Genomic DNA, 12742 nt, shown 5'->3' with positions numbered 1-12742 from the left:
GGCACTCACTCCAGGACGAGAAGGGACCGAGGGGATCCGACGGCAGGACCGGCGGGCGGACCGGGGGCGAAAGTCAGGCGCGGAGGTAAAAGGGGCGGGGGTAAGGGGCGGGGGTCAGGCAGGACGTCAGCGGTGGGCGATCCTCGGGCCGTCCCCGGGGTCCTGGGACATCCGGCCCTGCTCGACGTAGGCCCGTACCGCGTCCGGCATGGCGGGCTCGCTCGGCAGGAGCCCGGCCACGTCGGCCTTGCCGTGCAGCAGCTGCTCGGCGTCCACGTGCTCGGGCAGATGGGGGCTGAGGACCTTCGCCAGCTCCACGGTGGCCTTGCCGCGGGCCTCCTGGACGGTGGTGACGAGGAGGTCGGCGAGTTCCCTGGGGGCCATGCGGCGGTAGGCGTTGGTGGGGAACTCCACCGACAGCAGCTCGCCCTGCGGACCGACGGTGACCTTCATGGCCTGTGCCTTGGCGGTCGCCGTACCGGACACCTCGCGCATCCTGCGCTGGAGGTCGCCGATCTGCGCGAGCTGGGTGCGGTAGGTCTCTCCCAGCTGCTCGATCTGTTCGTCGAACGGTGTCGCCATCCGCCCACTCCTTCCGCCGTCGCGTCGCACGGCATCCTCGGGTCCCTCTCAATCAACCCGACCGGGACGGGGGCGGAAACAGCAGGTCGCGGCCCGTGCCCGCTTGAACGCCGACTCTGTCCGAAGGGACGGCCGCCCCTCACCGGGGCGGGTGCGTTCCTTGGTGCACGATCGGCGTCCGGAAAGGCACCGTTCGGCTCCGCCGGACCTGCCGCGCCACCCGCCTCCCTACCGTGACCCCGGTCCCCTCCCGGGCCACCCCAGGTCCCTCCCCTCCCCGGACACCACGCATCCCTCCCCTCCGGCCACCGTTCCTCCCCCGGCCGCCCTCCCTGGAGCCTCCCGCGCATGGCTGCACGTTCCCTCCTCACCTCCTCCGGGGTCGTACGGCGGGCCCGTACCGCGGCTCCCGCCGGGCTGCTGCCGACGCCGCCCGGCGACCGGGAGAAGTACGCGTACGTCGAGCGGCACACCTGGTGGCTGACCAGCACCTCGTTCCTGGGGTTCGCGTGCGTGCTCTACAGCCAGGTGGACTCCGCGCGGCACGGGCCGTGGATCTGGTTCTTCGCGCCCGTGCTGCTGCTGTCGGTGCTCGGGGTGCTGATCTCGCTGCGTCTCGAACTGTCCGGCCGGGGCTTCGACCTCGCGGCGCACCGGGCGCTGGTGCGGGCCTGGGCACCGCGCACGTACCCGTCGGTGGACGTGTTCCTGCCCGTGTGCGGCGAGCCGATCGAGGTGCTGCACAACACCTGGACGCATCTGGAGCGGCTGGCCGACGCCTACCCCGGCGAGGTCGTGCCCCTGGTCCTGGACGACTCCGACAGCCCGGACGTGGCCGCCATGGCGGACGACTTCGGCTTCCACTACCTGGTGCGGCCGGACCGGGGCCGGTTCAAGAAGGCCGGCAACCTGCGGCACGGATTCGCCCGCTCCGACGGCGAGTTCATCCTCATCCTGGACGCGGACTTCGCGCCGCGCACCGACCTCCTCAGCGAGCTGCTGCCGTACATGGACGCCGGTCCGGGCATCGGGATCGTGCAGTCGCCGCAGTTCTTCCGGGTGCTGGACCAGCAGAACTGGATCGAGCGGGGCGCGGGCGCGGTGCAGGAGCTGTTCTACCGGTCGGTGCAGGTGTCCCGGCAGCGCAGCGACGGCTCGATCTGCGTCGGTTCGTGCGCCGTCTACCGGCGCACGGCGCTCGCGGAGATCGGCGGCACCAGCCTGATCGAGCACTCCGAGGACATGCACACCGGTTTCGACCTGCGGGCGCGCGGCTGGGACCTGCGGTACGTGCCGCTGGCCCTGGCGACCGGCCTGTGTCCGGACACCGTCGGGGCGTACTACAACCAGCAGTACCGCTGGTGCATGGCGTCGATGAGCATGCTGGGCAGTGTCCAGGACTTCTGGCGGGTGCCGATGCGGTTCGCAAGCCGCTTGTGCTACCTGTCCGGGTTCGTCTACTACGTCGAGTCCGCGCTGCTGCTGTTCACCGGGCCGCTGATCGTCTGTGTGCTGCTGCTGTTCTTCCCGGAGCAGGTCAAGTTCACCGACATGCGGCTGCTGCTGCCGGGGCTGGCGTACCTCGTCGTCGTGTACCCGCTGTGGCACCGGGCGCCGTACCGCCTGGAGGCGTGGGCGGCCCGGCTGCTCTACAGCTGGTCGCACCTGTTCGCGATCTGGGACGTGGTGCGCGGCCGGGCGATGGGATGGCAGCCCACGGGGGCGGGCGGGGCGCGCCGCACCGGCACGCGGCGGCTGTGGATCGGCGTCTGGGCGTGGACCGTTCCGGCGACCGCGCTGTGGATCGGGGCGGCGCTGTGGCGGATGGACACGATGGTTCCGGAGGACTTCGCACTGCCGCTCGCCTCGGGGCTGTTCTACGCCGCCGCCGTGCTGCGGGTCGTGGTGGTGCCCCGGCCGGAGGAGCCCCCGTCCGGCACGACACCTGAGGGGACGGCAAGCGGGGTATACACCGGCACGGCAAGCGGGGTATACCCCGGCACGGCAAGCGGGGTATACCCCGGCACGGCTGGCGGGGCACTCGACGAGACGGCCGGCGGGGCGCTCGTATGACCGGGCCGGACCGCAGGGGCGTCCTGCGGCGCGCGCTGGCCGTCGCGGCGGGCGCCGTCGCTGCGACCGGCACGGCGACCGGGGTGACGGGCTGTGCGCCGAGCCGTACGGCGCCCGTCGGGGCGGGCGGGGAGGGCACGGAGCGGCGGACGGCGCCGTACGTGCCGTTCGACGTGACCTGGCTGATCCGGCCCCGCAACGGCCGCAAGTACCTCGGCGTCTCCTTCGAAGGTCAGCCGGTGACCGCCGGTTACCTGGACCTGTGGGCGCGGCGGGCGGGCCGGGCGCCCACCCTGCTGGCGCAGCGGTTCTCCTGGGGCGAGGACTTCCCCGCCGACCGGGTCGCGGCGGTGTGGCGGCAGCGGATCCTGCCGTACCTCTCCTGGGAGCCCCGGGGGCGGACCCTGCGGGAGATCGCGGCGGGCGCGGACGAGAGCCGACTGCGGCGGACCGCCGAGGCCGTCCGCGACCTGAACGTGCCGGTCGCGCTGGCGTTCGCACCCGGTATGAACGAGCACGGCCTGCCCTGGGGCGCCGGCGCGGCGAGCGCCGGGGAGTTCGTGGGGGCGTGGCGGCGGCTGCACGACCTGTTCCAGGACACCGGGGTGTCGAACGTCGTGTGGGTGTGGAGTCCGACGGTCACCGCGAAACCGTCGGTGGCGCTGAAACCGTACTGGCCGGGTGACGCGTACGCCGACTGGGTGGGGCCGACGGGCCGCTACGGCAGGACCGGGCCGCGCACCTACGCCGCCCTGTTCGGGCCGGTGGTGAAGGAGGCGCGGGCCTTCACCCGGGCGCCCGTGCTGATCGCCGGGACGGGGGTGGCCGAGGGGCGGCGCGAGCCCTCGGTCGTCGAGGACCTGACCCGGGCCGTGACGACCCGGGACGACGTGGTCGGCTGCGTCTGGCTGGACGCAGCCGAGCGCACCGCCGAACGGTCCGACGACGACGGCAACGACCGCGACGGCGAGGAGGACGGCGACAGCGACGAAGACGGCGACGGCGACGAGGACGGCGCGGCGCTGGAGGCCTTCCGGCGCGGGGTCGCCGACCCGCGGTTCGGCTTCGACGTGAGGCACCCATGACGACCACCGAGGCACACCCCGCCGACGCCGGGGCGGGCGGGTACGACCCGGAGTCCACCCTGCGGCTGCGCGTACCGTTGGCGCGCGGCCCGCGGCCCGCCCCGGGCTACACCTTCGACGAGATCACGCGCGCGGACTGGGCGCTGGGCCGGGTCCCCGACCGGGGCTGGTCCGCGACGCCCTCTCCGCGCCGGACCCGGGTGAGCCGGGCACTGCTGGCGTGTCTGCTGCTGGCGCAGGCGGTGCGGTCGCTGCGGCTGCACAACAGCGCCTTCGAGGACGAGGCGCTGTACGTGTACGCGGGCCACGCCATGATCGACCACCTGTTCCACGGCGCCCCGGACTACGGCGGTTTCGACACCTACTTCTCCGGCTCGCCCGCCCTGTACCCGGTGCTGGCGGCGTGGGTGGACTCGGCGGCGGGGCTGAGCGGGGTCCGGCTGCTGAGCCTGGGGTTCATGCTGGCCGCGACGGGCCTGCTGTACTCGCTGACCCGGATGCTGTTCAACGAGCGCTCCGCGCTGCTCGCGGCCGGCGTCTTCGCGGTCACCCAGTCGACCCTGTTCCTGGGCCACTTCGCCACCTACGACGCCCCGGCGGTGTCCCTGCTGGCGCTGACCGCCTGGCTGCTCGTCAGGAACGCAGGCGGCCACCCGGCGCTGCCGCTGGCCGCGGCACCCGTGGCCGCGCTCACGGTGGGCGTGAAGTACGCCTCGGCGCTGTACCTGCCCACCCTGGCGCTGCTGCTGGCGCTGGTGGCGTACCGGCGGCTCGGCGCGCGGGAGGCGGTGCGGCGCGCGGCGGTGTTCACCGCGGGCACGGCGGCGCTGCTGGGGATAGCCCTGCTGGGCACGGACTACCTCCAGGCGATCCAGAGCACGACGACCGAACGTGCCCACGGCACCGCGTCGGTGGCGGCGCTGGTGCGCGACAGCGTCCGCTGGGGCGGGCTGCTGTTCGCCCTGGCCTGCCTGGGCACCGTGCTGCACACGCGGCGGCACGGGCTCGGGGAGGTCCCCGGCGGGGCGCGCCCGGCCGCGCCGCCGCGCTGGTGGCGGCTGGCCCTGGGCACCCTGCTGACCGGCACGGCGCTGCTCGCCCCCGCCTACCAGGTCCACCTGGAGACCAGCATCTCGCTGCACAAGCACATCGGGTACGGGCTGCTGTTCGCGGCCCCGATGGCGGGGGTGGGCCTGTCCCGGCTGATGGGCGCCCACCTCCGGTTCCCGCAGGCGGCGATCGCGGTCGGGGTGCTCGCGCTGACCCTCGGCATGTCCCAGTCCGCGCAGAACTACGGCGTCTGGCCGGACACCGGGTATCTGATCCCGGAACTGGCGAAGAACGTCCGGCCGGGCCAGAAGTGGCTCGGTCAGCCGCACGAGGCACCCGTCTACTACCTCAGCCGCCAGGGCCTGACGGACTACACCCTGTGGACGTCGATCTTCTACATCGACTACACCGGGCGGACGGGACGGTACAAGGGGCAGCACCTCAGCGGCCCGGAGGGCTACCGGGCGGCCATCAGGGACGGCTACTTCGACGGGGTGGTCCTCGACCGGTCGGACCAGCCGGGGGACGTGCAGACCCTGATCCGCCAGGAGATGCGGGCCACCGGCCGGTACCGGCTGGCGAGCGCGCTGACGTACCGCACGTCGGTGGGGGCGGGCCACTTCGAGATCTGGCTGCGGCTGTCCGCTGCGCGCACGCCGTGACCGGGTCCCGCGCCGCACCCCGGTACCGCGTCCGTGGGGGAAGGGACTGTGCCCGCACGGGCACAGTCCCTTCCCCCACGGACGCGGAGCCATCCGGACGGCGGTCCGGTCTCCCTATCATCGGCACCGAACCGGACAGTGGGGTTCCAGTACGACCACGGAGATGCCGCGCATGAGACGCAGCCAGGTGACGGGGGCGAACGGCCCCCGTGGCCGCACGCCCCGGCGGACCGCGACTTGACGGCGAGGAACCGGGACGGCGACGACAGCGGCGGCAGACGGCGTCCCTGGCTGCCCACGCGCTCCCGTACGACCCAACCCGCCACCGCACCACACACAGCGTCCGCCACCACACCGCACGCGGCATCCGGCACCACACCGCATCCGGCGTCCGGCGCCGCACCAGCCGCACCAGCCGCACCAGCCGCACCAGTCTCGGCATCCGGCACCGCCCTTCTCGACGGCGCGCCGGCCGTGGCCGGCGCCGGGCCGTTCGGGGTGCGGCGGGTCGGTGACGCCTGGCTGGTGCACCCCGCCGCCGGACCCGACCGTCAGTCCCTGCTGTTCGCCGCCGGGCTGGCCGCCGACCCCGAGTACACCCTCGTCGTGGTGGACCTGCCGCCGCACGCCCCGCTGGACGGCGTGGAGGACGCGCTGGCCCGGCGGGTGCCCGCCGGGTACGCCGGTCTGCGCGTGGTGTTCGGCCGGACGCCCGCCCAGGGCGCCGCACCGGCCGGACGGCGGCTGGCCCAGCGGCTCGGACTGCCGGTGGTGGTGCCCGACGGCATCCTGCGTCCCTCGGCCGGGGGCACCCTGTTCATCGGCGCCGACCGGGGCCGGGGCTGGCTGCGGTGCGTCCCTCAGGGCGAGACCCGGTTGCTCTCCCGCCGCTTCCCGCGTCCCGCGTGGGACGCCTGGCTGCCCGACCGGCCCCGCCCGGCGGGACCGTCCGCCGTCGCCGAACCGCTGGGCGCCGGGGTGTGGCTGCGGCCGGTGCAGGAGGACTCCGCCCAGCACCGTCACCGGGGCCGGCTCGCCGCCCGGCTGCGCCACCGCGACGACGCCCCGACCGTCGTCCTCGGCTCACCCGGCACACCGCTCCCGGCCGCCGAGGACGTGGCCCGCTTCTGGCACGGCCTGCCCGGCCACCTCCCGGCCGCCCCGCGCTTCGTGTCGTACGGCGCCGTGCCCGGACCGGGGGACCGGCCGTTCGGCGAGACGCTGGCCGCCCTCACCGGGGAGCCGGTGCACGTCTGCAACGGATTCCCCACCGGCGATCCGCGCACCGGCCGGGACGCCCGCGAGGAGATGCTGCTCCTGACGGCGGACGGAACGCCCGGCCGCCCCGTCTTCGCCCGCGAGTTCCTCCATCTGCCCCCGGACCCGGGGACCGCGGCCCGCGCCCCGCTCGCCACCGACCACCGCTGGCCGCTCGGCCATCTGCCGATGCTCCGTCAGGGCCTGTACCGGGGCGGCCCCGGCGCGGTCCTGGAAGTGCTGCCGTGGGGACTGTGGATCCGCCCGGCCGACGAACCGGCCCACGCCGACGACGTCCGCGCGGCACCCCCCGACCTCCAGCACGCCCAGATCCTGTGCGACGACAGCGTCACCGGCGAACTCCCCCTGCTGCGCCGGCTCGCCGAGGACGTCGTACGACGGCTGCCTCCCGAGGACGGTCTGCTGGTGCGGGTGGTGACCGCCGACCGCCCCTGGGGCGCACCGCACCCCCCGGCCCCCTCGGCCACCGCACCGGACCACCACGCGTCCGACCCAGCGGTCCCCGAGTTCGCGATGGCCCCGGAACGGGAGAGCGGCGGCACGCCCAAGGACACGGCCGTCGTCGCGCTGGCCCTCCAGTACGAGCCCGGCCTCGGCGGACTCCTGCCGCCGGACACCGTTCTCGCCGGACTCCTCGCGGTACGGCTGCACCTGACCGTCGCCGCCTGGTGGGCGGCACGTGAACCGGGCGCTCCCGGCCCCGAGGAACCCCCGCACACCCCTCCCGACACACTCGCGGCCCTCGGCCTGCTGCCCGTGTACGACGGTGTGTGCGCACTCCGCGCCGACCTGGACCCGGCGGCGCTGCGCCGTTACCGGGTCGGCGCCACGGCCACCGCGCAGCACCTGTTCGCGGCGTCCCTCACCGGCACGCCCGGCGCCCCGGGCGACACCGACGTCGTCGTGCACTCGATCACCGGCCGCCGAACCGCGCTGCTGGAACCGGAGTTGCCGGACCGGGTGCTGTTCACGCCGGGCACCCGCTTCGCGGTCCTCGGGGTGCGCGCCCCGGCGGACGGACGCGCGGTACTGCTGCTGGGCGAACTGCCGCCCCCGGCCTACTGCGGAACCGGCGCCAGCGCCGGTGGCGGTGGCGGTGGCGGAACAAACGCCACCGGGGCGCAGACCGCGCGGCGGCTGGCGGCGGCGCTGCGGATGTGGCGGGCGGACGAGCGCGCCGGGGTGGTGCGCTCCGGCGCCCCCGACCCGTTCGCCCGGCCGCCGGAGCCCGACGGCCCCCCGCCCGCCCCGGACCGACCCCGGACCATGTCCCGGCCGGTGGCGCTCAGTGGGCGGTACCGCTGACCCAGAGGTCGGTGCCGTCCTGCTGGATCACCACGTCCCCGTCGCCCTGGAGGACGAGTTCGGCGCCGTCGTGGCCCGCCGTGCCGGAGGACCAGGCGGTCTGGTCGTCTGCGGTGTAGACGACGAGGTGACCGTCGGCCTGGAACACGGCCCTGTTGCCGCTGCCCTCGGTGTGCGAGGACCAGCGGACGGTGCCGGTCTCGTCGGTGACGACGAGGTTCCCGTCCTCCCGCATGGTCAGCGTGGCCCGCTCCGACTCGACCGACCGACCCGCTTCGAGGACCCGGGTGGCCTGGACGACGGTGTCGGCGTAGGCGTGGACATCGGGGCTCTGCGAGGTCTCGGGAGTCTCGGGGGTGGTGGTCGTGGCGGTCGTGACGGTCGTGGTGACGGCGGTCTGTGTGGTGGCCGACGTCTCCGGGTCGGGCCGCGGAGTCTGCTCGGTAGGGGTGCCCGGGTCCGTGGTCGTGGCCGTGGCCGTGACGGACGTCGTGCCGACGCCGGCGTCGGCGTCACCGTTGCCAACGGCATCGGCGAGGGGGTCGGGGGAATCGTCGGTGACAGTGGAGGCGCTGACGGTGGAGGCGCCGGTGGCCTCCGGCTCTGTGGACTGCCCCGTGGGCTGCTCCGTACCGGAATCCCCCTCCGGGGAGGCGAGGAGCGCGACGACCGGCTCGGGCTCGGCGACGGTGGTAGCGGGGCCGTCGGTGGAGTCGTCGGTGGAGTCGTCGTCACCCTCGGCGGCGGCCCGGACGACCCGCACGACGTGCGTACGGGCGGGCTCCGGCTCGGATGCGGTGCCGGACCCGGCGGGCTTCGCGGCGGTGGACGTCGTGGAGGCGGTGGAGGCGGTGGAGGCGACGGCGTGGGGGGCGCGGATGCCGGGCCCCTGGAACGTCTTGTCCGGCGAGACCGGGATCGTCGGGGAGGCCGAAGCGGAGGGCCCCGGGGCGGAGCCGCCGGGCCCGCTCCCGCGCTCGCCCGAACCCGGCGCGGACGTGGAAGTGGACGTGGGCGTCGGCAGGTCGATGGTGAGGTTGGGGCTGGTGCTCTGCGGGGAGGCCGTACGCTGGCCCGACGCCTCGTAGTCGGTCTCGTGGTCGCTCTGGTCGCCGTCGCCCAGCGCCAGGGGCAGGGCGACCAGGACCGCGCCCGCGACGGCCGCGGCGGCGATCAGTGGACGGTGGCCGGTGCGGGCGGCCGGTACGTCCTCGTCCGCTCCGGGATCGGGCGCGGGGGCCGGTTCGGCCGCGGTCAGGACGACGGCCCGCCGCATCCTCAACTGCTCGTTCCCTTCAGGGGATCGGCCGCCCCGGGGCGTCCTGCGCTCAGCGGACATGGTTCCTCTTCTCTGCGCTGGGGTGCTCTGCGGTGGAGTGCTCTGCGATGGGGGACGGATTCCGTCAGGCCAGCGGCCCGGCGAGCCGAGGCGGCCAGGGCGGGGCGTTCTCCGCGGTGGCGAGCCCGGCCGCCGCCTGGTGCAGGAGTTCCACGATCTGCCGGTCATGGGCGTCCTGGTCGCCGGGCAGGCTCCCGGGCGTACCGGCCGCCACCTCACGCAGCAGCACCGTCGTGGCACCGGCGTCGCCCTCGGTACCGAGGACCCGGAAGCGGGTACCGGGCCCGAAGAGCACCTCCTGCGGCCCGTCCGGGGCGGCGGAACCGGTCAGTCCGCGCACCCTGCGACCGGTCGTCGACCAGACGAGGTAACGGTCACCCGTCGGCACGGCGACCCCCTCGGCCACGTACGCCCCGACCGGGCCACGGGGGCACAGTCCGGTACCGGGCAGCGGCGCGCGAGCCCGCGGCGGGAGCGTGCCGGCCGGCCGGACGACGACCCCCCGGTACGAGGGGAGCCTGCGCAGCCCGGACGCCAGACCGGCGAGACAGGCGTGGACGTCCCCGGCCCCGGCGGCAAGCCGCCGCTCCACCCAACGCCAGCCGAGCGGTGCGTCGTCGAGGGTGAGGAAGGCGCGCACGGCGATGAGATCGGGAAGGACGACGTCGTCCGGATCCCCGCCGCGCAGCCCGGGCGACACCGTCAACACGCGTGCCACGGCAGCCTGTTGCTGCCACCACTCGTCACCGGCCAACTCCCGCAGGGCCTGCCGCTCGACGACACCACTCCGATACGTCGGCCCGACGGAGACGGGGGCGGAAGCGGACCCGGATGCCTGCGCACCCGACCGGGCCTCCGATTGCGGCTGCGGCTGCGGCTGCGGAGCCACGGGCGGTACGACGGGCCGGACCGCGCCGGGAATCGGCCGCACCAGAGGCGTGACCGGCTGAGCCCGAACGACGGGCTGGTTCCGCACAACGGGCTGGTTCCGCACGACCGGCTGGTTCCGCACGACGGGCTGGTGCGGGTCGGACCGTGCGGGATCCGGAGGGACCGCCGCCTCCGACGGGCCGGCGCTACTCCCGACCGGCCGACTCGCGGCGTAGGCCTCGGCGTACCCCGGTGGCACGGCGGCACCGGGTCGGTCCACCGGCGGCGCGACCGGCACCGCGGGCGGCACCGCGGGCGGCCGCACGGCCGTACCGACAACCGCGACCGAACCACCGCCCCCCGAGCCGTTCGCCCCGGGCACGGAGGTAGCAGCCACTGGCGCTGCCGAAGCCGCCGCCGACGACGCTGCTGCCACCACCGCTGCTGCTGCCACGGGCGCAGCCGCCGCCACGGACCCCGCTGCTCTCGCGGGCCCCGTCGCTTTCACGGGTGCCGATGGGGCCACCCGCCGTATCCGCACGCTCATCGGCTCGGCGTGCCAGGGTGCCTCCGGGGTGCCCTCCCGGCGGGGCTCCTGCTCCTCCTCGGGCGGGGACGGCTGCACGTCGTACCGCAGGGGAAGGCCGAGACGCTCGACGACGCGCCGCGCCCGGCGTCCGCCGCGTGCGGTGCTCAGCCCCCGCACCCGGAGGGTCACCCGCTCGACGGCAGCGGGTTCCAGCCGCTCCAGGAGGCCGCCGAGGACGGGCCACACCTCGTCGTCCAACGGCTGCCCGGGCACGCCGACGTCGACCACCACGGCGTCGGGGTCCAGCGTCCACCCCAGGTGTGCGGGCCGGGCGGTGTCACGGGGGCCCACCCACAGCCCCGCGCGGGTGACGGCGGCCTGCCACTCCGCGTCCAGGTGCAGCACCCCGTCCGGGGCGAGGGCCGCGCCGGGCACCGGCGACCTGGGGCGCAGGACGCGTGGCACGGGAGCGCGTCCGCCCCCGGCCGGTGGGCAGGCGACCGCCTCGGCGTAGGGCCGCCACGCCGGTTCGCCGTCCGGCCCGATGAGCACCACGGCCGCCTCGGCCGTCGTACCGTCCGCCGACTCCAGCAGGGCGGGGACGCCGCTGACGACCTCCATCTCGGTGCCGAGGTGGTTCGCGGTCTCCTGGCCCACACCGAGCAGGTCCCGCTCGTCCCCGGGAACGAGCCGGACGGCGGAGCGGGCACGTTGAGGCAGCCGGGTGAGCAGCGCGGCGAGGGCCCCGGCGGTGACACCGGGCGTGCCCGGGGCGCCGACGACGACGGTGAGCCGGTCCTCGTCCACGGGGATGGACGCGCCGACGTCCGGTACGGAGGAGGACGCCGGTTCGCCCCGGCGGACCTGCACCCCGGCGGGCACGGAGGTGACGACGTGGCCGTCGACGGCGTCGGAGGCGAGGTGCGCGGCCGCCTCCTCCCAGCTCGGCACGGGATGCCGCAGCCCCAGGTACCGGGGTTCCTGACCGGGGACCAGCGACCACCAGCCACCGATGTCGTCGGGCCCGAGGGGCGCGAAGAGCGAGCCGCCGGGGGCGACCACCACCGGCCCGGCCGGGGCGACCACCTCCAACTGCCAGCCGTCGGCGATCCGTTGCGCCGGGGTTCGACGCCCCGGCCGGTCGGCCACGGCCCCCGCCCACACCAACCGCACCGTGGTGACACCGGATTTCACGAACCGATCGAGCCCCTGCGTGAGTTGGCGCCACACATCGCGCGATCCGTCGTCCCCGGCGGCGACCACCACGGTGGCGTGACGCGGGTCCGGATGCCGCAGGGCGTCGACACCCGCGACGAGATCCGCCGGCCGTCCGGCGTCCGAGCGGAGCAGCACCACGGGACCGGCGTCGGACCGCCCGGCACCACCGAGCCGGGCCGTGAACGTCCGCAGTGGGCCGTGTCCACCGCCGTCGCGCCGGCTCACGAGGCGCCGTCCGCCACGAGCCGCGCACCGGGACGGCTGTCCGCTGTCCGGCCGGACCGGTGGTGAAGCGTCTCGCCCATGCCCTCCCACCCGCTGTCCCGGCCCCCATGGCAGGAGGCACGCCCGATTCGGCCATCGGACCAGAGCCGCAAGGAGATCGACAAGGCGGACGGCGAAGCACTGCCCGTTTGCGGACAGCCCTGCACGAGCGCCCATCGCACCGCCCGCGCCGGCCGTCACGGCGCCCCGATGACCGAAGAGGCGGAGTCGGTGGCCCGCCGTGCACACGGCCTTCCGTCGCCCGCACCACGCGCCCCGCGTCTCCCATGATCGGCCCGGCGCGCGTCCGTCTCCGGACCGTCACCGTTTCGACCGATGAGGAGTGTGGTGTGTCCATCCGGAACCGGGTCATCGCGGGCGGCGTGGTCGCTGTGACGGCCGTCGCCCTGGGCGGTGTGTCACTGGCCCTGGCCGACGCCCCGACCGACGGCCAGGAGATCACCGGCCAGATGACCTACTACAACGA

At 75.2% G+C, this 12742-nt stretch carries 7 protein-coding genes; 4 read left to right on the top strand and 3 right to left on the bottom strand.

All coding sequences use genetic code 11. The features are described 5' to 3' along the window. Positions 1-126: 126 nt before the first annotated feature. On the bottom strand, positions 127-582 hold the full coding sequence (locus ACZ619_RS41295) for a YbaB/EbfC family nucleoid-associated protein (RefSeq protein ID WP_469610742.1): 456 nt from the start codon (positions 580-582) through the stop codon (positions 127-129). A 348-nt stretch (positions 583-930) separates the two neighbouring features. Here ACZ619_RS41295 and ACZ619_RS41290 point away from each other — a divergent pair, with 348 nt between their 5' ends. The 4 genes from ACZ619_RS41290 to ACZ619_RS41275 all read left to right on the top strand — a co-directional run bounded on the left by ACZ619_RS41290 (position 931) and on the right by ACZ619_RS41275 (position 8035). After that, the gene (locus ACZ619_RS41290; RefSeq protein ID WP_469610740.1) at positions 931-2655 is read left to right on the top strand and encodes a glycosyltransferase family 2 protein; all 1725 of its coding nucleotides are present in this window, start codon (positions 931-933) and stop codon (positions 2653-2655) included. Continuing rightward, positions 2652-3740 (top strand): glycosyl hydrolase, encoded by a 1089-nt coding sequence (locus ACZ619_RS41285; RefSeq protein ID WP_469610738.1) that lies wholly within the window; start codon positions 2652-2654, stop codon positions 3738-3740. The genes ACZ619_RS41290 and ACZ619_RS41285 overlap by 4 nt, the downstream gene beginning before the upstream one ends. Further along, on the top strand, positions 3737-5452 hold the full coding sequence (locus ACZ619_RS41280; protein WP_469610736.1) for an ArnT family glycosyltransferase: 1716 nt from the start codon (positions 3737-3739) through the stop codon (positions 5450-5452). The genes ACZ619_RS41285 and ACZ619_RS41280 overlap by 4 nt, the downstream gene beginning before the upstream one ends. A 474-nt stretch (positions 5453-5926) precedes the next feature. Then, a complete protein-coding gene (locus tag ACZ619_RS41275; protein WP_469610734.1) occupies positions 5927-8035 on the top strand; it encodes a hypothetical protein in 2109 nt (702 codons plus the stop codon). Here the strand turns inward: ACZ619_RS41275 and ACZ619_RS41270 are convergent. Together ACZ619_RS41270 and ACZ619_RS41265 are read right to left on the bottom strand one after the other, a co-directional pair. Then, complete coding sequence (locus tag ACZ619_RS41270; protein ID WP_469610732.1) at positions 8016-9374, bottom strand: hypothetical protein; 1359 nt, start codon at positions 9372-9374, stop codon at positions 8016-8018. The two genes, ACZ619_RS41275 and ACZ619_RS41270, sit on opposite strands and share 20 nt — an antisense overlap. 64 nt (positions 9375-9438) lie before the next feature. Continuing rightward, complete coding sequence (locus tag ACZ619_RS41265) at positions 9439-12216, bottom strand: hypothetical protein (protein ID WP_469610730.1); 2778 nt, start codon at positions 12214-12216, stop codon at positions 9439-9441. Positions 12217-12742: the final 526 nt, after the last annotated feature.

The organism is Streptomyces sp. NPDC104367 (genome assembly GCF_055583825.1).
Note: the sequence above shows the minus strand (reverse complement) of the source record. Positions and strands in the feature narration are given on the sequence as shown.